This window comes from Thalassotalea sp. PP2-459, from assembly GCF_001913705.1.
GTDB classification, from domain to species: domain Bacteria; phylum Pseudomonadota; class Gammaproteobacteria; order Enterobacterales; family Alteromonadaceae; genus Thalassotalea_C; species Thalassotalea_C hakodatensis.
In genome coordinates, this window is the sequence record NZ_MKQD01000036.1 from 22,182 (window position 1) to 47,297 (window position 25,116).

Genomic DNA, 25,116 nt, shown 5'->3' on the forward strand with positions numbered 1-25,116 from the left:
GACTAGCTGCAATCGATTACACAGTTGATTAAATTTACTGTGTACATAAGGTTAATGTATGCATACTACTTGACTTAACGAGTAACAATTTTGTGTTCAGGAGTAGTATTCACCAATGCTTTTACTCGTTCGTGACTGATAACACCATCATGCAAAACACTTGAATAAGCGTGCAGAGATACATGTACTTTCATTTCACTGAACCCAGTCAAAATAGTATTTGCATTCTCTGGAGATACACCACCAGCAATCACTAACTCAATTTCGTTACCTGCAACACTAGCGAAAGACTTTAAGTTTTCCATACCAGATATTGCATCAGATGCAGCGCCCCATTGAGAGCCACTAGTTAATACTCTATCCACACTTAACCCAATTAATTGTAATAACGCTGACTTTTTATCAATAACAGCATCAAATGCTCTGTGGATGCCCACTTCAAGTCCAAATGTTTTTGATAGTAAAATTAGCTTTTGCATTGCCTCAACATTAAATTTCTCACCGCTTTCGTCTAAAACACCAAACACTACACCATCAGCGCCAAACTGAGCTGCGCACTTTATTTGTTCAATCATTCGTTCGACTTCTTGCGCGTTATAACAAAAATCTCCAATTCTTGGCCTTATCATCACCATAAGACCGCAGCGTTTAAATGCTTGGCGAGCTAACTTTATAGATTCAATACTAGGCGTCAAACCATCTTCAGACATTGCACTGCACAATTCAATTCGTTGTGCACCTGCTTGATATACTTTATTAATGTTATTAAAAAGGTGTTCTTGATTGTCACCATCTATACAAATTTCGATATCATTCATTATCTAATTTCCACTAAGCCGATATTGCTAGAAAATGAACCGGTCTGTCCGTGTATCATTAAACCAATGCTATCGATGACTTTGCCTTTGTATTGTGATAAATCTATCGATAGGGTTTCCCATTGTTTATTATCTGAAATCAATGGATACTTAATGCGCACGTTTTCAGTAGTGTCTAACCAAATCCATAATGAACTTGTTGTGGCATTATTTTTAAAAGTCACCGACAACTGAGCGTCGTTATCCAATACAAAAGCCGTTTTGTATAATGGTATGGTCGTAAGCTGAATGAGCTTGTCTGCACGAAGGGCAAGAGAGTTTCCGCCAGAGAAGGCTTGTTCAAAATCATAAAAAATGTCCAGAGCATCATCTCCGATAATGGCAAATTGCCACGTAGGTAATATGTCCTGCTGACTTATATCATGCCATTCTTGTGCAATTAACTCACCCTGTTCCGCCTTCATAAAACCATGCCCAGTATTAAAGCTCGTACGAAATGGTAATGTATTTAGCGTAGTTTTAGCTGGCACAAATTGTCCGATACCTGGCCACTGCCCGTCTGGATCTTTTTTATCTAGATTCCCATCTAAACCGGCAAACAACTTTCTTTCCGCCTGATAAAAACGACGGTAATCAGTTTTATCTTTTTTAAACTGACTGTAAGCTTTCGTGTGTTCATTTCCACCGAAACTGTAATTGATGTCGTTACCAAACAATGCAATTGAACTTAACCCTTTTGTACCACTTCCTGGAAACAACATATAAAGCCAATTGCTTTGCTCAAACATACGCTGTGCATTTCTATTTGGAGATAAATCAGCGCCGAAATATAAATCATAGGGAGAACGATTTACTTGCTTTACTAAATGATTTGAAGCGTTAATCATGTCCTCATTCCACCAATAATTAATAAACATAGCATCACTAAATCGTTGGTTTTCTTGTTGAAAATAAGGAATATTTTTTTCATTAAGCTGATTTTGCCAGCGCACAGACCCATCTAGCAGCATAGAGTCATACCAATGAATTTCCATTTCACTCGGTGCATTTTTCGTTAGGTAAAGCATAAAGTCCTGCATTTTTTTACCTAAACGCGCAGCATTCTCATACTCAAACTTCCCTTTGATCACCTCTCCTTCTGCATTTTTTACCAAGGTAAGGTTAGTTTCAGGGTTAATCAGCCATCCATCAAAGCCATAATATTGGGCTAACGTGATTAACTTATCTGCGAAAATAAATCGTCCTTGATTGTCTTTTTTTAATAACTTTTCCACGGTTTCGACGCTGCCACCATATTGAGCAACAGATAAGTACACGGTTCCAATAACTTTGACGCCATTTTTATGTGCCGTTTCCACCCAAGGCCGAGACGGTAAACTTACGGTTTCATTTGCCGTTCCAGCAAACCAGTTAAGTACATCAATTTGCGACCAATGAGTAAAATTATAAAGATTAAATTTTTTCTGTTCATTGAGGTAATTGGCAAAATTATTCATGCCATCTGGGGCAATAAGTACGCGCACCTTGCCGTCTAGACTTGCACTATGCTCATCATAGGATGCAAGCATTCTAGGTTGTAAATCTACTCGAGAAATATTGTTTTTATCCGCCCACTTTGAAGATGGTGACCATTGTTCTACTTGACTTAATGTCAATGAAAATGGTGGACGGTTATTATTAATCTCTGCCCAACTGCTCACAGACAAAGTAAATAACGTAATGATAGATAACAAATAGTGTTTTAATTTCATGATTAATTATAGGTTTCAAGCTGATTTTATTACTCTATATTCTCTCAATACAAAATACAGAGTAATAAACTCAATGAAAAATAAGAAACAATGCACATGCAAAACTTGATTGGTGTGTAAGGGAGTCAATCTCAGCACATGTACATTGTTTCTTAATAACTTTAGTCGATTACAGGTCCAATTAACTCTATTTCGGCTATTTGCATCAAGGTATCATCACCTTTATTTTTCGTAATATTGATACGGTAAGTGGTGTATGCAAAACCATTCCCCATTTCAAATAACTTACGTTCAAAGCGATTATCCCAAGTTTCACCTATCCAATTAGCAATCGGTGACCAAGTAACACCACCATCGTTAGAACCTTGTAAATTAAAGTTCTCAGGATCTCGACCTTCACTGTCGTTAGCACTTGTAATTGCGATGCTTGTCACTATTTTCTTTTCAGAAAAATCAATTTGCACCCAAGAAGGATCATCAACAGATGGTGCTCCCGCCCAATCGTTATGATCTAACCACTTAGTGTCGATATCATTATCGAATGCCATTCCTGCCGCTTCTGCATCACCGATGTAATTTCTAGCCGTAAATACAGCACTTGGATCTGACGAATGATCAATCGATTGATACTGCGGACCATTTAGCTCAATTTCAGCAATTTGCATTAACGTATCATCACCTTTATTTTTGGTGATGTTTAAGCGATAAAAACTAAAACCAAGGTCATTGCCAAAGCTAAATACTTTGCGTTCGAAGCGTTCATCAAAGCTCTCACCAATCCAACTATTTAGCACAATCCAGTTTTCACCGTCATTAGAGGCTAATAAGTCGAAATTTTCCGGATCACGAACATCAGCATCATTAGCACTTGTAATTGCTAGCTGGTTTACCGTAGCAGCTTCTGGTAATGCCACTTGCACCCATGAAGGATCTTCAACTGTTGGTGCGCCAGCCCAATCATTATGATCTAACCACTTAGTATTAACATCCCCGTCAAAAGCCATTGTTTCAACTTCCCCGTCACCAATCCGGTTACGGGCGGTAATAGTAGCTCCTGGTGTCATACCATGATTCAAACCAGCCATTTCAGGACCAATCAACTCGATTTCAGCGATTTGCATTAACGTATCATCACCTTTGTTTTTGGTGATATTTAAACGATAGCTAGTAAAGGCTAATACGTTATCAAAGCCAAACACTTTACGCTCAAAGCGCTCATCAAATGCTTCACCAATCCAACCACTAAGCTCAACCCAAGTTACACCACCATCATTAGAAGCAACTAATGTAAAATTCTCTGGATCACGTGCATCAGCATCGTTTGCACTTGTTAGCGCTAAAGCATTTACGGCAACAGGTTCAACAAAATCAATTTGTACCCATGAAGGATCTTCAACCGTTGGCGCACCAGCCCAGTCGTTATGGTCTAACCATTTAGTTTCTAGATTATTATCAAATGCCATGGTCCCTGCTTCATTGTCACTAATACGATTACGTTCCGTAATCGTACCTGAACCTACAGGGTTAGTATGATCCACACTTGCATGAACAGGTCCCACTAACTGAATTTCAGACAGTTGCATTAACGAATCATCACCTTTATTTTTGGTAATATTAACGCGATAATGCGTGTAAGCGAGACCATTTGAGAAACTAAACCCTTTTCGTTCAAAACGTTCATCGAAAGATTCACCAACAAAAGTTGCTAAGGTAGTCCAATTTTCACCATCGTTTGAAGCAACAATATTGAAGTTTTCAGGATCTCTAGCATCAGCATCATTTGCGCTAGTGATAAATAAACTATTTACCGCATGAGCTTCTTGAAACTGAATTTGTATCCATGCAGGGTTTTCTTCAGTTGGAGCGCCTGCCCAATCATTATGATCTAACCACTTAGTAGTAACATCGCCATCAAAAGCCATCGTTTCTGCTTCAGCGTCACCAATACGATTACGCGCTGTAATAATTGCACCCGATAAGTTTTCTGCTGTTGTTATTTCTTTAACAGGACCGCCACTTGAGGCACTATCAAGAAATGTCAACTCAACATCAATGACCTCTTCTGCGCTTACCCCTAACTGTTCAAGAAAAGGAATAGCACTAACTGACGCTAATAATCTTTCTCTTAATGGTTTCAAAGCGACTTCATCACCATTTAATGCAGCTTCTGTACGCGAAACAGTTTCATCGAACAGTGCATTAAAACTTTCAAACTCGCTGATGTTAGCAAATGCCGCATTAGCAAGAGATAACTTAATGATTTTTGCATCAGCCAATATATCTGTGCATGATTCTTCAGTTACCTCATCACCATTTTCATCAACAACAGGGTTACCTTCTTCATCTACCAAAGGAATAGTTTCACAGGATTGATCAACAACGAAGTTTTCATAGGATTCAGCGCTTATAAGCGGGGTATTAAAGACATTAGTGCCTGGCGAAAAAACCCCAATAGCTTTTAAAGTATAAGCCGAGTATTCTGCCATCGCTAAATCAAATAGCGCTTTAACGCCAATATTTTTACCTTCTGCTGCGGCCTTTTCTAAAAGCGAAGTGGTAATCGTAGTAAATGAATTCGCAGTAAAGTTGGCATCAGCGTTATTATCTGCGCTACTTGCATATGGAACATTAACATACACAAGTGATGTTAGATTAGCACCGGTTAAGGGTGCCCCGCTTAACTCTCCACCTAATTCAACACCAGCACAATTAATGGCATCACATGCCATACGTGTTTCATTATCAGCGGTAACGCTGATTTTAAAGGCACTATCAATGCCAAAACCGGCATTAGCTTCTACCATTAAGTCGATATCACCGCTGCTATCAGTATGATTATCAGATGTGATCTCAATACCGGCCCCATTGAGTTGGCTTACGAGCACTTTTGCATTACTCATAGTACCCTTAATAACACTACCGCTGATGTCGGCAGATGTTCTGTCATTTACAGCCGCTCTTTCAGGAATATCATCAGCTTTGGTTTCATCACTACTACACCCGACTAACGCGCTCATTGCCAATAATGTGGCAGCAGACGCCTTAGTTAAATTTAATGTTTTCATTTCTGTTCCTCTACCTAATTTTTCTTATATGCGTTTTTCACGCTTATGATTCAAAGGGATCATCAATTAAAATCTATAAGTTGCGCCTGCATAAAAGCGACGACCACCATAGCCATTTGCAATAAAACGATTTTTAGTATCATTGCCTAAATGACGATAGGTTTCTGACTCAGTAAGGTTGACGACTGATGCAGAAAAAACCAAATTTTCACTAAAGTTGTAGCTGGCATTCACATCAATTTGATCGTATGTATCGTTATAGAAGTTTGTTTCCCAAGATGATACATATGCACCAACAGAAGGACCTTTACGGTTATATGACGCTCTTACACTGAATAAATCGTCTTCATAAAATGCTGAAAAATTCATTTGATAATCAGATGAACCAATTAACGGTGATTCACCCACTTTATTACCATCTAGCTCAACATTTGCTTGGTTTGTATCGTTGTAGGTGTAGTTGGCATAAAAACCAAAACCATTTTCAAAGAAATGTTGCCAGGAAACCTCAATACCTGTTGACTCAGCATTCGTTCCATTAGCATTTGTTCGATAATTTCTAACAAGAAAGTTCTCGCCACCGGCAGAAACAGTCTGGTTACCTGCTGTTTCTATAATAAACTCACGAACAGGCACACTACGAGTAACATCTAAAATCAGCGGTACAACAAAGTTGTCTACATCTTTTTTGAAAACAGCGATACTGGCGCCTGAACCTTCTCCGTAATAGTATTCTAGAGAGAGATCAAACTGCGTTGACTCTAGTGGTTTCAGACTTGAATTACCGCCTGAACCAACCCAGCCTTCAGCATCATAAATAGGGTCAAATGCGGTTTCTAATGAACGATCAGCAGAGTACTCACTTGAGGTGTAAGTAAGTGTTTGAAAATCACCTAAATCTTGATAAGCAGGACGTGAAATTACTTTAGCCGCAGCGCCACGCATTACCCAAGAGTCATTGATATCCCAGACAATATTAAAACTTGGTAGCACATGGGTTTGCTTATTAACTTTATCATTGAGGATGAACTCTTCTGGGCGTCCTTGATCTTGACTTATTTCATTACCATCAGCATCTTTATAATCTAATCGATACACAACTTTGTCAGTTGCAGAGCTCGTGGTTTCAGTTTCTACAAATCTCAAACCAAAATTACCACGCAGATCATTATATTTATAATCAGCCTGTATATAAGCAGATAAAATATCTTCTTCTACTTCATAAATAAAGTTTGGCTCTTTGCGCGTATATCTTTGGAAATTACTGTTAAGAATTTCCTCATATTTATGCCAATCAACCGCTGGAAATAAATTAGTATTAATAACATCTGATAAATTTTCTAATGGTTTATCCGCTAATACATCAACTATTAATGGGATACCACCATTTCTTGAATAATCATCATCAAGAGTAATGCCATTACCGGCTTCTGCTGCCGCAACATCAAAATCTTTATCAAGGTAGAAAGTATTACGAGTATCTCTGTGAATTTTCCCTTGACGATATTTAATACCAAAATGCAATGTTTCAATCATTTTATAATCAAGTGTATATTCTACGTCAAGTTGAGCATAATCTTCTTCTTGTGTACCAGTAACAAAACTAGAGTCTGTTGCACCTACATCAGGATCACCACCTATGCCAGCCTGAAGGTTATTAAACATTTCAGGATCCATATACGTGGTTAATTGTTGTCCCGTTAAATCATAACCATAAAAAGTCGAGGCCTCTTTAGGGTAATAAGCAGCTCGATATTTTTGAGAAGGTCCACCTTCAGCTTCTGTACGACCAAAGACAAATTTTGCAGTGTAATCATCGCCTTCATATTCAACAGAAAAATCAAACGTATCTGAAGTCGATTCTTCTCGAACGTATTCACCATTGATTCTTGGTACGTCAAACAATTGTTCTGCACCGCCCGCACCGTTTGAGTAATCAATCCCTGTTACCCATTGTGCATCTGCGTCTACCCGAACATTTGTCCAATAACTATCTTTATTATGCCATTCTGGGTATTCAAGTTGATGTAATACAGAATCTTGTCCTAATTTAAAGCCAAAATAGTTAAAACCCAATAACCATTTTTCATTCATTTGCCATTGTGCTGTAACCTGAATACCTTCTCTTTCTCTGTCTTCTTCAAGTACTTCTTGAACCATACTTTGAGCAGCGTAGCCTTCAGCACCACCTTCCACAACTTGATTATTTTTGCGCTCTTGATATAAGAAGTTTTGGTTAATAATGTTGATACGAGAATTTTGAGCTCGGTTGGTGCGATCTTGCTTGGTATACCCGACAAGTAAGCCAAGATCTTCTGCGTCATTCTTCCACGAATAAATACCACTGAATTGTGGTTCATGCTTATCGGTAACGTCAGCATAGGTAGATTCTATATTGATAATACCAGAGTTTTTTTCCATATTGAGTGGTTTTCGAGTATGTAACAATACTGAACCACCTATACCACCTTCATCTATCCTGGCTTCTGAAGATTTGTAGACTTCCACCATTTCAATCATTGTTGAAGGAAGCAATGAGTATGAAAATGAACGGGAAGGAGTTCCAGGAGAAGAAGCGATGAAGTTTCCATTTAACTGTGTAAATGTGAAGTCAGAAGATAAACCGCGAATACTTACCGTTGCCCCCTCTCCACCACTTCGTTCAATAACGACACCTGGTACACGCTGCAATGAATCCGCTATGTTTTTATCCGGAAACTTACCAATATCTTCAGCAGTAATAGCTTCTATCGTTGAGTTAGATAGCCTTTTGATTGCCAAGTTAGCCGCTGATGATGCTCGGATACCACGAACTTCAATGACTTCTACTTGATCAGTTTTCTTTTCACTACTCTCTACTTCCTCTGCATGTACTACCCCGATTGAACACAAGATAGCAGTGCAAATGACAGATTTTTTAAAGGTTGTAGAAAAAGGGACTTTCACTGATGCCCCTACTTTGTTCGCCTTCATATCACTCTCTCCCAAATTTATTGTTTTCATTTTTTATGATTTTATTTTTATCGGAATAATGCTCGAACATTCCTTACCACAGCTATTGGTAAAACAAAACCCATAGTAAAACCCATTATCCCACCCTTAATGTAATCGATTGCATACTTGATTAATAAAAAAGCTACCTAATGCTCTGAATAAATAGCTATTTATTAAAAATATGTTTCCTTTTTACCCTAACTGCAATCGATTACAGTTGATTTGATATTAAATTGAAATTATTTTTCTGTCAACAGTTCATCTGTACGTTTTTTAATTCATATAAAAATAATGAATTAGTTATTCTTTAAGTGAAAACTACATAGTAGATAAGTATAAAACAGCTAGACACAATACAGTCGCATAAGATATTCCACCTAAAAAAGTAGTACCTAACGCTCTTTATCCAGCATTTCATAATGCCATTTCTTATATGACTCTAGCTCTTATGATGGATGTAGCCTTGAAGGATCGCTGTACCTTAAGAGCAGATAAGCAAAATGTTAAATTGAAATTTCCTAAGAAAATACAGTAACCTCTTTATGTATAACTTGACGTTACTTGTCCAGAGCTTTCCCGTTCCAATAAGCTGAAAGGAACAATTTCCCTGTCTTTAATCAGGGGTTGATTTTTAATTTGCTTAAGCACAACTTCAACCGCTTTACGGCCCATTTCATAAGCAGGTTGGTCGATGGTCGTTAAGGGCGGATCAACATAGGCGGATACTTTAATATTATCAAAACCAACAACTGAAATGTCTTCCGGTACTGATAAACCTTGTCTTTTAATTTCGTGGATAGCACCGATTGCAATATCATCATTAAAACAAAAAATAGCCGTTGGCCTATCTTTATGAGCTAACAGCTCCCTAGCTCCTGCTTCGCCAGCCTCAATGCTATACTCACCACCAACGATCAACGCGGCATCAAGAGCTATTTTCTCTTCTTGTAAGACACTTTTTATGCCGCCTAAGCGATCCCGATAAATTTGACTTTCTTTTTGACCACCTATCACGCCAAAATTTCTATGCCCGTAGCTCACTAAATGATTCGCTAATGCTCTACATGCTGAGTAATTATCTAGTTCCACCACCGGATATTGTTTTTTTGATACGATTCGCTCACATACACTTACCATAGGAATATTTTCGGCAAGATCCTGATCACTTTTAGAAAAAGGAAAAGAATGATCTAGATGTATCAACCCATCAGCTCGGTTAGATAATACCATACCAGCATATTCATGCTCACGAGCAGGATCACCTTGCGTATCTCCTAATAACACCGAATAACCACTTTCTTGAGCCGCTTGTTCAATTCCTTGAATAATCTTTAAAAAGAAAGGGTTAGAAAGATTAGGTACAAGGATAACGAGAGAATTAGAGCGACCTGTTTTTACGCTTGATGCTAATACATTAGGACGATAACCAGCCTCTGCAATTGCTTTAAAGATTCGCTCTCTCGTATTAACATTTACCATATCAGGGTTTTTTAATGCTCTGGATACTGTCGCTGTAGAAACACCAGCGAGTTGACAAACTTTTTTTATTGTTGACATTGTTTCACGTACCCCCCAAAAGTAAATTGTAAACTCGGAACAAAAATGCAACCGATAACATCTATGTCAAATTATCCGTTTATAATTTGACATAATATCGCATTAAATTCTATGGCATTCATTAAATTTTAATAGCTATACATAAGAATTTCCTAATTATTTTTAACTTGTTTAAAGTCAGAGACACAAATCTCTATTGAATTAAATAAATTCATCGTATAACATCTTAAAAGATGCAATCGATTACATAGTAATATTCCATCTATGAATGCCTTGATGGAAAAATAAAAAAACTATAAATAAAACAACAAACTAATAAAAGATGAAGACTCAATAATGAACAAGTCAACCTACTTTTTATGCTTAGCTTCTGTATTGCTGTTTGGCTGTGGCCAACAACACTCAGTGAAAGTCCAAAAACCGGCAATACAGAATTTGAATATTGTTAAAGAAGATTTAGTACAATATGTAAACCCGCTAATGGGGACAGATTCCAAATTTAGCTTATCAAATGGCAACACCTACCCTGCAATAGCAACGCCATGGGGCATGAATTTTTGGACGCCAATGACCGCTAAAATGGGTGATGGATGGACTTATAAGTACTCTGACAATAAAATTAGAGGCATTAAACAAACCCACCAACCTAGCCCTTGGCTAAATGATTATGCCGCTTTCTCTTTAATGGCAGTAACCGGTGAGTTAAAGTTTCAGGAAGATAAACGAGCATCTTGGTTTTCACATAAAGCAGAAACATCATCACCGCACTATTATCAAGTATATCTAGCTGACTACGATGTAAACGTTGAAGTTGCGCCAACAGAACGCGCTGCACATTTTAAGTTTACTTTCCCAGAAACTGATAACGCTTATATAACTTTAGACGCATTTAATAAAGGCTCTATGGTAAAAATTATTCCTGAACAGCGTAAAATTATTGGCTATGCTCGGAATAACCATGGCGGCGTACCTGAAAATTTCCATAATTATTTTGTTGCTCAATTCGATAAAGACTTCGAACTCACACACACTTGGAGAGATGAATGGCAACTTGTTGAAAGCTCTACTGACAGTGAAGGCGATCATGTTGGTGCCATTATTGGTTTCAAAACTCAAAAAGGGGAAACTGTTCATGTAAAAGTGGCGTCTTCTTTTATTAGTGCTGAACAAGCAGAACTTAATTTAACAAGGGAAATTGGTAATGACAGCTTTGCAGCAACCAAAGTCAAAGCACATCAGGCATGGCAAACCGAGCTTTCTCGCTTAAGAATTGAAGATGACAATGTTGAAGACGTACGTACTTTTTATTCGGCACTTTATCGCGTTTTATTATTCCCACGGAAATTTTACGAGTACGACCAAAACAATCAAATAGTACACTATAGCCCTTACAATGGTGAGGTTTTACCTGGGTATATGTTCACAGACAATGGATTTTGGGACACATTCCGTGCAGTATTTCCCTTCTTTACCTTAATGTATCCATCAATGGATGCACAAATAATGGAAGGCCTAGCAAATACCTATAAAGAATCTGGTTGGTTACCTGAGTGGGCAAGTCCTGGTCATCGTGGTGTCATGATAGGCTCTAATTCAGCGATTAATATTGCCGATGCATACATAAAAGGGATAAGAGGGTTTGATATTGACACCTTATATGAAGCAATTATCAAAAATGCGACTGTCAATGAAGGCCGCCCGGTAAGCTCTGTCGGTCGTGAAGGCGTTGATTACTATAATAAACTTGGCTACGTTCCTTACGATGTTGATATTCATGAAAATGCCGCACGAACGCTTGAATATGCTTTCGCAGATTTTAATATTTCAAAATTAGCAACATTGCTTGGCAAAACAAAAGACGCTGACTTGTACCGTGAAAAAGCATACAACTACACTCATGTTTTTGATCCAGATACTAAATGGATGCGCGGCAAAAACCAAGATGGTAGCTTTCAATCTCCCTTTAATCCATTGAAGTGGGGAGACGCTTTCACTGAAGGGAATAGCTTGCATTATACTTGGTCAGTTTTCCAAGATATTGAAGGCCTCAAGCAACTAATGGGTGGTAATGATGCATTTGTTGCCAAATTAGATGAAGTATTTTCAATGCCACCAAAATTTGATGATTCATACTACGGATTTACGATTCATGAAATAAGAGAAATGCAAATTGTTAATATGGGTAATTATGCTCATGGAAACCAGCCTATTCAACATATGTTGTACCTGTACAATTATGCGGGGCAGCCCTGGAAAGGACAAACTAAACTTAGAGATGTAATGAACAAGCTCTACTCCGCAACACCAGATGGATACGCTGGTGATGAAGATAATGGACAAACGTCAGCATGGTACATTTTTAGTTCGCTAGGTTTTTATCCCGTCACTCCAGGTACCACTCAGTATGTTATCGGAAGTCCATTGTTCGATAAAGTTACCATGACGCTTGAAGACGGCAAGCAATTTGTGATTACGGCTAAGGATAATCTAAAGCAAAATCATTTTATTCAATCAAGCTCATTAAATGGAAAAACCTATAATAAAAGTTGGTTAGATCATCATCAAATCCAAGCAGGTGGTTCGCTAGAATTTTCAATGGGAGAAACCCCCAACAAACAATGGGCAAATGCTAAAGACTCTATACCTTATTCACTGTCTACAGAGAAAAAATGATGAAAAGTCTTGATAGCAACATTAACCGTTATTAGTCGAAAAAAATCACCTAGTGACGCTATTTTAACAACAACCAAAAACGAATAAAGGCAATAATATGGCTGGAAACATTCCAACGGGGAATACATTTAAAGCAACAGGAGCAATGAATACTAAATTTGCTTTTATTGCGATGACAACCTTGTTTTTTATCTGGGGATTTATTACTGCATTAAATGACATTTTAATTCCTCATTTAAAAGCGGCATTTGATCTTAACTACACTGAAGCAATGTTGGTGCAATTTTGCTTTTTTGGTGCTTACTTTATTATCTCTCCTTTCGCGGGTAAATTAATTGAGAAAGTAGGTTATCAACGTGGCATCATTATTGGTTTACTTACCATTGCAGCTGGTTGCCTCTTGTTTTATCCAGCAGCAGAAGTTGAAATTTATGCCATTTTCCTACTTGGCTTATTTATTCTTGCTAGCGGCGTCACAATATTGCAAGTATCAGCCAACCCATATGTCGCGATCCTGGGTTCAGAAACAACAGCAGCTAGTCGCCTCAATTTAGCGCAAGCTATTAATTCTTTAGGTCATACTTTAGGCCCTGCATTTGGTGCAGCACTTATATTTGGTGGTACAGCGACAATCATAGCCGCAACGGCAGTTCAGTTACCTTATTTAATTTTAGCCAGTGTCATGATAATTACAGCGGTGATATTTAGTCGTATACAACTTCCAGTTATTACTGACGTTGAAACAACAGATACCACAGAAGCGCCTAATGATTCTGTTTTTAAACACCCTCCACTTTTGTTTGGTACCTTAGCTATCTTTTTGTATGTAGGGGCAGAAGTCTCTATCGGTAGCTTTCTCGTTAATTTTTTTGCAGAAAGTCATATTGGTGGTTTAAGTGAGCATGAAGCCAGTAAAATGGTGTCATATTATTGGGGTGCGGCCATGATCGGACGTTTTATTGGTGCCGCTTTAATGAGAATCATTAGACCATCATTTTTATTAGCCTTTAATGCCATGATGGTTATTTTACTGATCACTTTAACTGTTAACAGTAGTGGTCAAACTGCGATGTGGGCGATCCTCAGTGTAGGTTTTTTCAACTCAATTATGTTTCCTACTATCTTTACCTTAGCCATTAAAGGACTCGGTCCATTAACCGGTCGAGGGTCTGGCTTATTATGCCAAGCAATTGTCGGAGGTGCGGTTATTCCAATGCTTCAAGGCGTTGCAGCTGACGTAACATCAGTACAGGCTAGCTTTATCGTACCTGCTTTTGCTTATGTTTATATCGCTTGGTACGCACTAAAAGGCTCTAAAAGTACGAATATCAACAATGCAGCAGAGGTAAAAGCATGAAACCCGTCTTATGTTTTGGCGAAGCGCTAATCGATTTTTTAAATACAGGAAAGCAAGAAGACGGTCCCCTTGTTTTGAATAACTATCGCCAATATCCAGGTGGTGCGCCAGCAAATGCTGCGGTAGCTGTAGCCAAACTTGGCGGTAAAGCATTATTTGCAGGTCAAGTAGGTAATGATGCCTTTGGTCACTTTCTAGAACAAGCATTGATAGAATATGGCGTTGATACTCAGTTTTTAACCAAGCACCCTAGCGCCAAAACGGCGCTAGCATTTGTTATGCTAGACAGTGAAGGTGACAGAAGCTTTTCTTTTTATCGTGATGGTTCCGCAGATGTGCTTTTTAGTGAACAGCAGATTGATGATAAATGGTATGAAGATCAACCTTTATTTCACTTTTGTAGCAATACACTAACTGACAAAAGCATAGCGATAGCAACTAAAGCTGCCGTTACACGAGCAAAAGCGAAGCAGTCATTGGTAAGTTTTGATGTTAATTTACGTCATAATTTATGGTCTACTGGCCAAGCTAATGTACAATTAGTTAATGAACTCGTTTATATCTCAGATATTGTTAAGTTCTCACGTGATGAATTAGAGTACCTCGCCCAAGGGAACAATCAAACTTACATTCAATCCTGTCTTGATAACGGTGTCTCATTGTTAGTTATTACTGATGGCGAGCATCCAATTGAGTTTTACTCAACCATTGGACAAGACACAATACCAGTACCTGATATTAAAGCTGTAGATACCACAGCAGGCGGCGATGCATTTAGCGGTTCTCTGCTATTTGCATTAAGTAAATTGTCAGAACCAAAAACTGCGCTGTTTTCAATGGATATACTTAGAGAGTTAATTACGTTTGCGTCAAACTGTGGTGCTCATACAGTAACTTTACCAGGCGCATTTCCTGCCCTACCTCGCTTTAGTGATATAGAACAACATTGGCCAACAGATCTTTATCTATAACCATTGATACCCGATTTGGAGAGAAATATGAAACCAGCACAACAACCATTACCAGAAGAGGCGTTTTATAGCCGCGATTTTTTACTCAAACATGGCCAATCAATTCTTAACTTTTATAACCCAAGGGTAATTGATAATACGGGCGGTTACTTTCAAAACTTCCGTGATAATGGCGACCATTTTGATGATAAATTCAGACAGCTTGTCAGTAGTACACGCATCGTTGTTAACTATGCTCTTGCCAGTTTGGTGTATGATAACAATGAATACCTTAGCATGGCTAAACACGGCTTAGATTATGTAGAACAAGTACATTGGCAACAAGACAAGCAACGCTACGCATGGACGTTAAACGATCACCAAGCTAATGACATGACCCAACAAGCCTATGGTTACGCCTTTGTATTACTTGCATATGCTGCAGCAAAAAAATCAGGCCTTATCAACAGTAACGATAAACTACTTACTGTTTATCAGTTACTTGAAGAGCGCTTTTGGCAAGCCGAATTTGGCTTATATGCCGACGAAATCAGTGCCGATGGACAATTAAGTGATTACCGTGGTCAAAATGCTAACATGCACTTATGTGAAGCGATGATTGCCGCCTACGAAGCAACATCAGACACATTATTTTTACAACGTGCGCAAACCATTGCTGAAAATATTGCTATTCGCCAAGCTGATCTCACTGATGGGTTAGTATGGGAACATTACACTACCGAGTTTACGCCTGACTGGGAATACAACAAAGACGATCCAAAAAATCTATATCGCCCTTGGGGATTTCAACCCGGCCACCAAACAGAGTGGACCAAATTACTGTTAATGCTTAACCGACATCAACCACAAAGCTGGTTAGTTGAACGCGCCAAATCATTATTCGATCGTGCTTATCAAACAGCATGGGATAATGAGCACGGCGGTTTAATCTACGGATTTGATCCGCAAGGAAAATGCTGCGATAACGATAAATATTTTTGGGTGCAAGCAGAAAGCTTTGCTGCTGCTGCAATGTTATATCAAGTCACCAAGGATAAAAAATACTTAGAGCAATACAATGCATTATGGCAATACAGCTGGCAGCATATGGTTGATCATCAACACGGAGCATGGTTTCGTATCTTAAAACATAACAACACTAAATACAGTGACCAAAAAAGTGCTGCTGGTGCAAAATGTGATTACCACACATTAGGCGCATGCTTTGAAGTATTACGTGTACTTGGCGACGATACCTTAAATAGAAAGCTTTAAGCATAAAGGAAAGAAAATGCAGTACCGCTTGGTTCAGTCGACGCACAATGACGTAAAAAAAATAGTGTTCGGTGTTTTTATAACGATATTATTAACAACGGCTTGCACGCAAAAACCAAATGCAACCAAGCCTCAACACAATAACACACTCATTTCCTATGTAGATCCTTTTATTGGCACGGCCGGAAAAGGTAAAACCTACCCAGGAGCTACCCAACCTTATGGTATGGTGCAATTAAGTCCAGATAATGGTCGCAATGGTTGGGATTGGATTTCAGGTTATTTTTATCCTGATAATGTTATTGCCGGTTTTAGTCATACTCACCTTTCCGGCACAGGTGCTGGTGATTTATATGATATTTCGTTTATGCCATTGGCAGGTGAAGTAAAACAAGCAGTATTAGACGATGTAAAAAAAACACCAACCATTTATTCGTCTTTCTCTCATGATAATGAATCTGCTTCGCCTGGTTATTATCAGGTTTTTTTAACCGATTACGACATTAATGTTGAATTAACGGCAGGTTTAAGAAGCGGGGTTCAAAAATATACCTTTGCTGATAAACATCAACATGGACAAGTAAAATTAGATTTAAATTATTCACGTAATTGGGACGCTACGATTGCCACTAACATTAACGTGATTGATGATTACACTATTTCAGGTTACCGAAAGTCTACCGGCTGGGCTAAAGATCAGCGAGTATATTTTTATACCACCTTTTCTGAAAAAATCACTTCTATCGATATCAGTGTTGCTGAAAAAGCCATTCAAACAACAAAGACACATTACACAACAACCAAAGGCGATGGTTTAACAGCCCTGCTACATTTTGATGTCAGCAAAAACAAGAAAATTACGGTTAAAACAGCGATCAGCTCAGTCAGTAGTGAAAATGCCAAACTAAATTTACTAAGTGATGGAGCAGAAAAAAGTTTTACACAGGTAAAACAAGAAAGTGAACTATTATGGGAACAAGCGCTAGCAAAAGTAAAAGTTAACGCAACTCCTGATAACATGGTGCAGTTTTACACGGCACTTTATCATTCTTATTTAGCACCTCGCGTATTTTCAGATAGTAATGGACAATACAAAGGCCCTGATGGCAATATTCATCAGTCTACAGAAAACCCACGTTATTCTTTTTTCTCTTTATGGGATACCTTCCGAGCATTACACCCATGGAAAACAATTACCGACACAGAACACAGCAAAGCCATGATGCATTCACTTATGGCCCATTATCATGAATATGGGCTATTACCCGTGTGGAATTTTCAAGGTAACGAAACCGATATGATGATGGGCTATCATGCCGTACCAGTACTGGCTGATGCGTATCTAAAAGGTGTTATTACTGATAAAGACATTAATGGTGAAGAGTTATTCGTCGCCATGAAAAAAAGTGCGATGCAAACTAATTTTAGCATTAAAGAATATCGTGAATTGGGCTATGTTCCCTTTGAACAAGGTAACTGGAATGTGTCATTAACGCTTGAGTATGCTTTTGACGATTGGAGCATAGCCCAAATGGCAAAGGCTTTAGGTAAAGCAGACGATTACCAGTTATTTTCCCAACGAGCCTTAAACTACCAACAGCATTTTGATCACAATACAAATTTCATGCGCGCTAAAGGCTTAAACGGCGAATTTAAAGATAACTTTGATCCATTAGCCTATCATCCAGAAGATTATTGCGAAGCTAACGCCTGGCAGTATAACTTTTTTGTGCCTCATGATATTCATGGGCTTATTAAGTTGATGGGTGGGTCTGAAAAGTTTAATCGAAAACTCGATAACATGTTTACTACTGCCCAACAAGTAGATCCCAAAACAAATATGTTGCCTGAATGGATATCAGGTTACATAGGTCAGTATGTACACGGCAACGAACCAGCACATCACGTCCCATACTTGTACCAATTTATAGACAAACCTCATAAAACTCAGCAACGCGTACGACAAATTATGTCTACTTTATATACAACAAAACCCGATGGCCTTGTTGGTAATGAAGATGCCGGTCAAATGTCAGCTTGGTATATGTTTAGTGCACTTGGTTTTTATCCGGTAAACCCAGTATCTGGTGAATATATTTTAGGTAGCCCAGAAGTTAATCAAGCAACAATATCACTGCCCAACGACAAAACATTTAACATCATCGCCAAGAACCAATCAGAAGATAATATTTATGTTGAGTCAGTATTTTTGAATGATAAAAAACACACTTCCTTTAAAATTAGCCATGAAGAAATTATGGCGGGTGGCACACTCATATTTAACATGACTTCGGAGCAACAGTAATTATGCGTACTTTTTTATTATGTTTCTTAGTGTGCACATTCACGCATGCCACCGAAACAGTCACTCAATATGTTAACCCTTTTATTGGTACTTCTAATTTTGGCGCAACACACCCCGGTGCGCAATACCCGCATGGTATGGCATCTGTTGTTCCGTTTAATGCTGCATTTAAAGCAGGTAAAGAAAATACATTTGAAAAAGACGAGGCATGGAATTCACGAGGGTACATCCATGATAATAACTTTCTAACCGGTTTTAGTCATGTCAATTTAAGTGGTGTTGGTTGCCCAGACTTAGGTAGCCTCTTATTGATGCCAACGACAGGGAGTTTAGAATTTGACGCGGAAAAATATGGCGCTACTTACAGCAATGAAGAAGCCTCTCCAGGATATTACCGTAATACCCTTAATAAATACGGAATTGATGTAGAAGTCACTAGCACCTTACGTACAGGCCTTAGTCGGTATACCTTTCCTAAAGGACAATCTCAAATTTTACTAAATTTAGGCTTAGGTCTCACTAATGAAACGGGTGGCATGCTAAAGGTGGTATCAAACAACGAAGTCGAAGGCTTTAAAATGCTGGGTACTTTTTGTTATAACCCAGAGGATGTTCGTCCTGTTTATTTTGTCGCTAAACTGAGTAAAAAAGCTAAAACGGCTGGTGCATGGAAAAAAATGCCGACGTATAAAAACGTTGAGGCAGAATGGGTTGGTTACAACGATAGCTATAAGCCCTATGAAAACTATCGACAAGAAATTGCAGGTGATGATATTGGTGCGTACTTCCAGTTTGACACGCAAGAAAATGAGCAAATTGAAGTTAAGCTAGGTATTTCCTACGTTAGTATTAGCAATGCAAGAGAAAACCTTGAGGCAGAACAACCCGAATTTTCATTTGAGCGCACCAAAGAAAAATCTCAACAAAAATGGCAACAACTGCTTGAACGTATTACCGTTAAAGGCGATACAGAAAAGAAAACTATTTTTTATAGCGCACTCTATCATACACTGATTCACCCTAATATCATTCAAGACATCAATGGAGATTATCCATTGATGGGACAATCAGGTATTGGTAATAATCAAGAAAAAACGCGTTACAGTGTATACTCATTATGGGACACCAATAGAAACCTTCACCCTCTGTTAAGCCTTGTTTACCCAGAAATACAATCTGATATGGTGAATTCTATGGTAGACATGGCTAAAGAAAGTGGCTGGTTACCTAAATGGGAATTACTGGGCATGGAAACACAAGTCATGGTAGGTGATCCTGCAACACCTGTCATTGCTGATACCTATTTACGTGGCATACAAGACTTTGATATTGATAGTGCTTACAATTTTGCAAAAAAAGCTGCGAGTGTTGAACAAAACAACCTATTACGTCCAGAAAATAAAGCATATTTAACACATGGCTATGTGCCTGTTGATGGAGAAGGTCAATGGGATGGTACTGTATCAACTAGCCTAGAATACTATATCGCTGACTGGAACCTTGCACAGCTAGCAAAAGCATTAGGTAAAAAGCAAGATCATGACACTTTTTTACAGCGTTCTATGGGTTATAAAAAATTATTTGATCCTAAGACAGGTATGCTTCGTCCTAAGCACATCAATGGAAAATGGCTAACACCTTACGACCCTCAACTAGGCCGAAATTTTGAACCCGCTCCTGGGTACATCGAGGGAAATGCTTGGAACTATCGCTTTTATGTTCCCCATGATATTAATGGGCTTATGGAATTACTTGGCGGTGAAAAACATTTTCTTGAGCAACTTGAACAAACTTTTATTACTGATAATTTCGATATGGCAAATGAGCCAGATATCACCTACCCATTTCTCTATAATTATATAGAGGGCGAAGAATGGCGTAGCCAAAAACGAGTAATGGAGCTAATAGAAAAACATTACCATAATACACCTGGTGGCATTCCTGGTAATGATGATGCCGGTACCCTTTCAGCATGGTTAGTTTTCAGTATGATGGGTATATATCCAGTTTCACCTGGCGATATGCATTATGCCGTTGTATCACCCTCATTTAATGAAGTAACAATAAAGCTCAATTCAGATTACTATGCGAATAAAAATTTAGTGATAAAATCAAAACAAAATGACTCTGAAGGTAAGTATATTTCAAACATTTTGTTTAATAATGAAAAGATTAACTCCTATTTCATCAATCACAATGCATTGGTCAAAGGTGGTGAGTTGTTATTTTTGATTGGCGATGAAAAGTCTAAATAGCAATTTGTACAAATAGAATATATAAAATAAGAAAGTCCGATAATTATTAAATTACGCGCTTTCTTAATATCGGGCGGCTGACCCCCTAAACAGAACCTATTCCTCACTCAACCTCAATGAGAGTCTTGGAGGTTATTATTTACAATTAAATCTACCTGAGTCCCTATATTCTCAATAAACAATAGATTGCCTTCAGTTCTGTAATATTCACTCCTTTAATATGAACAGGCGCGATATTACTACCCGGCAGCCAATCTTCACGATCATAATAAGTAATGCTTTCTATAGCGCAACGGCCAAAATTCTGTCGAATTATAATCATGTTCTAACAATCATACCTAGTAATCTATAGTCACCATTACATAAGTTTTCTACAGACCGCTACAAAACATAACAAATAAATTTTATGTGTTGAATTAATTCCCATATAATAATGGTTTACCTAAATAGTTGTGCGTACTGGAGGAGCCAATGTTTCTGATTGATCAGTTTATTTTACTTGCAGCCGCACTTATTCTAATAGGTATTTTGTCGAGTCAATTGTCTGCTCGCTTGGGCTTACCTGTATTAGTACTCTTTTTATTAGTTGGCATGCTAGCAGGAGAAGATGGCCCTGGCGGCATAATGTTTGATAATGCTGAAGCAGCGCATGCGCTGGGAACACTGGCATTAGCAATGATATTATTTGATGGTGGCTTACAAACACCCTTTTCCTCGATTAAAAAGGTGTGGAAACCAGCTTCTGCATTAGCAACTCTTGGTGTACTTGTCACAGGGGCTGTTACTGGATATGCGGCAGCTTATATCTTAGATTTACCCTTATTATATGGAATGTTAATTGGCGCTATCGTTGGCTCTACTGATGCCGCAGCTGTTTTTTCACTATTGCGCAATGCCGGTATTAATTTAGACAAAAAACTTAGCTCCACACTCGAGATCGAAAGTGCATCAAACGATCCAATGGCCATCTTCCTAACTGTAGGTCTATTAGAAATTTTAGTGAATGGAATGGAGCCCGGCACCCAATTATTAGCATTATTTGCCTCACAAATGGGGTTTGGGGGACTGTTCGGATTACTAATCGGTTGGTTATCAGTCAAGTTAATCAATAACACACAGTTATCAGCAGCAGGCCTATACCCTGTGCTAGTAGCAGCCTGCGGCTTATTGTCATTTGGTATAACCGCTTATGTTGGTGGAAGTGGATTTTTAGCTGTGTTTATTACCGGCACAGTTATAGGAAATAGTCATTTCATTGCAAGAAAAAACACTTTTCTATTTCACGACGGCCTTGCTTGGCTGAGTCAAATTACAATGTTCTTAGTACTCGGTTTGTTAATAACGCCTACATTATTATTAGAAGTTTGGCTAGAAGGCCTTGTTATAGCACTCGTATTAATTTTTATCGCCCGCCCATTGGCTGTAATTCCAATTCTTGCACTTTTTAGGTTTAAATGGCGAGAAATCACCTTAGTTTCTTGGGTGGGCTTAAGAGGCTCTGTGCCTATTATTTTAGCGATATTCCCTTATATATTTGGGTTACCCGGAGCCGCGCTTATCTTTAACGTAGTGTTTTTCGTTGTTCTAATTTCTGCAACGGTTCAAGGCTCTACCCTAGCTTTAATGGCCAAAGCATTAAAGCTAACATTACCGCCTCAAGAGAAGCCAGCAGCCACTTTAGAAATTATGTCATTGAAAGATGTAAATGCTGATATTGTAGAAATCACCATTGATGAGAAGTCACGTGCAGCAGAGCGACGATTATCACAACTTGCCTTACCTGAAAGTGCCGTAGTTGCGATGATTACCCGAAACGATAAGATAATTGCACCAAGAGGCTCAACGCAATTATTGACAGGCGATCACTTATTTATTGTATTAAAGCCTGCAATTAGGTCTTTTGTGAATTTTGTTTTCTCTAGTAAATCAAAGCGAAAAAATCTCAATACTTTATTAGACGAATTTAAAGTTAAAGCCACAACAAGAATATTAGATTTATCTCACTCCTATAATATAGAAGTAAATTGCTCTGAAAACGAAACTTTAGAACAGCTCATAAAAAGTAAACTCAAAGACAATGTGGAAGTTGGAAAATCGGTGATATTAGAAAATGTTGAATTAACCATTCATGAAATGTTAATGGATAGAATCATAACTGTTGGGGTAAAAATGACGGCCCCAAAAATCACTAAAAGTAAATGAAATGGCTAAAACGAAGTTTAGAGCCAATAAACCAAGAAAAAATTATTTTATTGGTTAACTCTTTTCATTTCAATTGAAGTAACTTTTTGATTACCTCTTCACAGTAATATGTGGGGATTGCCGAACACCCATGAGATCAGTGTATTAATGTATGGATTTGTTTCAATGTTTCGAGTTAAAAAGAAGCTGCAATAGCTATTTTTTGATATGAGAAAATTCATTGGATAATAACAAAAGAGAAAATGGCGGTGACGGAGAGATTCGAACTCTCGAAAGGTTGCCCTTTACACACTTTCCAGGCGTGCTCCTTCAGCCACTCGGACACGTCACCTAAATTTGATTCATTTTTTAACGATAAATTTTTTACAGTGTTTATCTGCACTGGGTGATTTGGCTGAGCTCGCCTAGGCGTGTTATACACCTTGGCAGCAACTCGGACACGTCACCTAAACTTGAATTTTTATTGCTCCTTCACATCAATACTGAAGGCTGCACTAAAAAAGCTGCGCTATGTTAGAAAAAAAGCCCTGATTTAGCAAGGCTTTCTTATACTTTCAGTACTAATTGGTTGCTTTTTAGCTTAACGTTTTAAACTTGCTGAAAAATCGAGCATGCGATTGGTTGAACGTAAAGCGCCTTTTCGCAGTTCCATATCAACAAAAACTTCTTTGCCAGTTGGATCTATTAGGGCTTCTTCAATGGCTTTTAAGCCGTTCATCGCCATCCAAGGGCAATGTGCGCAGCTTTTACAGGTTGCCCCTTCCCCTGCTGTTGGAGCTTCAAAAAACTCTTTTCCAGGGCACAGTTGCTGCATTTTATAAAAAATACCGCGATCAGTGGCAACAATGAATTTTTGGTTAGGCATTTCTTGTGCTGCTTTGATCAGTTGGCTAGTTGAACCTACGGCGTCAGCTAGCGCTACAATTTCTTCTGGAGACTCAGGATGAACCAAAATAGCGGCATCAGGATGCAACGCTTTCATATCAGTCAACGCCTTGGTTTTAAACTCATCATGCACAATACAAGCACCTTGCCACATGATCATATCTGCACCCGTTTGCTTTTGAATATAATTGCCTAGGTGACGATCTGGCCCCCAAACAATTTTTTCGCCTTGTTCATCTAAGTGCTCAACAATGTCGAGTGCGCAAGATGAAGTGACTATCCAGTCAGCACGTGCTTTGACGGCAGTTGAAGTATTGGCGTAAACAACAACGGTACGATCAGGGTGTTGATCACAAAAATCGTTAAACTCTTTAATTGGGCAACCTAAATCTAAAGAACACGTAGCTTCTAGGGTTGGCATAACAACACGTTTTTCAGGTGTTAGCACTTTTGCGGTTTCACCCATGAACTTAACACCTGCAATGATTAACGTATCTGCCTGATGTTGGTTACCAAAACGTGCCATTTCTAGTGAATCTGCCACACAGCCACCGGTTTCTTCGGCTAACGCTTGAATCTCAGGATCAGTATAATAATGCGCGATCAATACCGCGTTTTTTTCAACTAATAGGTTCTTAATGCGTGTTTTGTAGTCTGATTTTTCTTGTTCAGATAACTTTGCGGGTTTCGCTGGAAAGTTAAATTCAAAATCTACTGCTAAATTACTCTGTGCCATTAGTTTACTCTACGTGCCTATTACAACTGGGCGGAATTATACGAGATATACGATGAAAAGTGTACTATCGGATCAATGTACAACTGGTGGTTTTTAGTGAACTGCTTATATCGTGTGGGAAAGTCATACAAATAGGCGATAACATGATAAAAAAGTGGTCGGTGGGATTTATTCCGTACATCCTGTACTTCACCCTACGGGCCGCTGCGCGTTCAAAATTGTTCCTGACAATTTTGTATTCCGTAATCCTGTACTACACCCTTTGGCCGCTGCGCGTTCAAAATTGTTCCTGA

13 protein-coding genes and 1 tRNA gene are annotated in these 25,116 nt (G+C 38.5%); 7 read left to right on the forward strand and 7 right to left on the reverse strand.

Features of this window, described 5'->3' with window-relative positions; translation table 11 throughout:
- Nucleotides 1-74: 74 nt before the first annotated feature.
- The 5 genes from BI291_RS08015 to BI291_RS08035 all read right to left on the reverse strand — a co-directional run bounded on the left by BI291_RS08015 (nt 75) and on the right by BI291_RS08035 (nt 10,185).
- Nucleotides 75-818 carry a copper homeostasis protein CutC gene (locus tag BI291_RS08015; protein WP_074498125.1) on the reverse strand — a complete coding sequence of 248 codons (744 nt, stop codon included), beginning with the start codon at nt 816-818 and terminating at the stop codon, nt 75-77.
- Nucleotides 818-2,569, reverse strand: coding sequence for a glycoside hydrolase (locus BI291_RS08020; RefSeq protein WP_139302585.1), 1,752 nt, complete (start codon nt 2,567-2,569; stop codon nt 818-820). Before BI291_RS08020 ends, BI291_RS08015 begins: the two co-directional genes overlap by 1 nt.
- A 161-nt stretch (nt 2,570-2,730) precedes the next feature.
- The gene (locus BI291_RS08025) at nt 2,731-5,634 is read right to left on the reverse strand and encodes a discoidin domain-containing protein (protein ID WP_074498130.1); all 2,904 of its coding nucleotides are present in this window, start codon (nt 5,632-5,634) and stop codon (nt 2,731-2,733) included.
- Nucleotides 5,635-5,700: 66 nt separating this feature from the next.
- Nucleotides 5,701-8,607, reverse strand: coding sequence for a TonB-dependent receptor (locus BI291_RS08030; RefSeq protein ID WP_074498133.1), 2,907 nt, complete (start codon nt 8,605-8,607; stop codon nt 5,701-5,703).
- A gap of 561 nt (nt 8,608-9,168) precedes the next feature.
- Entirely contained in the window at nt 9,169-10,185 is a 1,017-nt protein-coding gene (locus BI291_RS08035; protein ID WP_074498135.1) for a LacI family DNA-binding transcriptional regulator, read from the reverse strand.
- Between the two features lie 336 nt (nt 10,186-10,521).
- Between BI291_RS08035 and BI291_RS08040 the strand changes: the two genes are divergently transcribed.
- From BI291_RS08040 to BI291_RS08070, 7 genes are all read left to right on the forward strand, one after another.
- A complete protein-coding gene (locus tag BI291_RS08040; protein ID WP_074498138.1) occupies nt 10,522-12,858 on the forward strand; it encodes a GH92 family glycosyl hydrolase in 2,337 nt (778 codons plus the stop codon).
- 97 nt (nt 12,859-12,955) lie between these two features.
- On the forward strand, nt 12,956-14,215 hold the full coding sequence (locus BI291_RS08045) for a sugar MFS transporter (protein ID WP_074498140.1): 1,260 nt from the start codon (nt 12,956-12,958) through the stop codon (nt 14,213-14,215).
- Entirely contained in the window at nt 14,212-15,186 is a 975-nt protein-coding gene (locus BI291_RS08050; RefSeq protein ID WP_074498142.1) for a carbohydrate kinase, read from the forward strand. The genes BI291_RS08045 and BI291_RS08050 overlap by 4 nt, the downstream gene beginning before the upstream one ends.
- Nucleotides 15,187-15,213: 27 nt before the next feature.
- Nucleotides 15,214-16,440, forward strand: coding sequence for an AGE family epimerase/isomerase (locus tag BI291_RS08055; RefSeq protein ID WP_074498145.1), 1,227 nt, complete (start codon nt 15,214-15,216; stop codon nt 16,438-16,440).
- A 16-nt stretch (nt 16,441-16,456) separates the two neighbouring features.
- Entirely contained in the window at nt 16,457-18,745 is a 2,289-nt protein-coding gene (locus tag BI291_RS08060; RefSeq protein WP_083601961.1) for a GH92 family glycosyl hydrolase, read from the forward strand.
- Nucleotides 18,746-18,747: 2 nt separating this feature from the next.
- Nucleotides 18,748-21,000, forward strand: coding sequence for a GH92 family glycosyl hydrolase (locus BI291_RS08065; RefSeq protein WP_074498147.1), 2,253 nt, complete (start codon nt 18,748-18,750; stop codon nt 20,998-21,000).
- Between the two features lie 471 nt (nt 21,001-21,471).
- On the forward strand, nt 21,472-23,202 hold the full coding sequence (locus tag BI291_RS08070; protein ID WP_074498150.1) for a potassium/proton antiporter: 1,731 nt from the start codon (nt 21,472-21,474) through the stop codon (nt 23,200-23,202).
- 243 nt (nt 23,203-23,445) lie between these two features.
- Here the strand turns inward: BI291_RS08070 and BI291_RS08075 are convergent.
- Both BI291_RS08075 and nadA read right to left on the reverse strand, forming a co-directional pair.
- A tRNA-Ser gene (locus BI291_RS08075) sits at nt 23,446-23,533 on the reverse strand.
- Between the two features lie 249 nt (nt 23,534-23,782).
- A complete protein-coding gene (nadA, locus tag BI291_RS08080) occupies nt 23,783-24,823 on the reverse strand; it encodes a quinolinate synthase NadA (protein ID WP_074498153.1) in 1,041 nt (346 codons plus the stop codon).
- Nucleotides 24,824-25,116 lie beyond the last annotated feature (293 nt).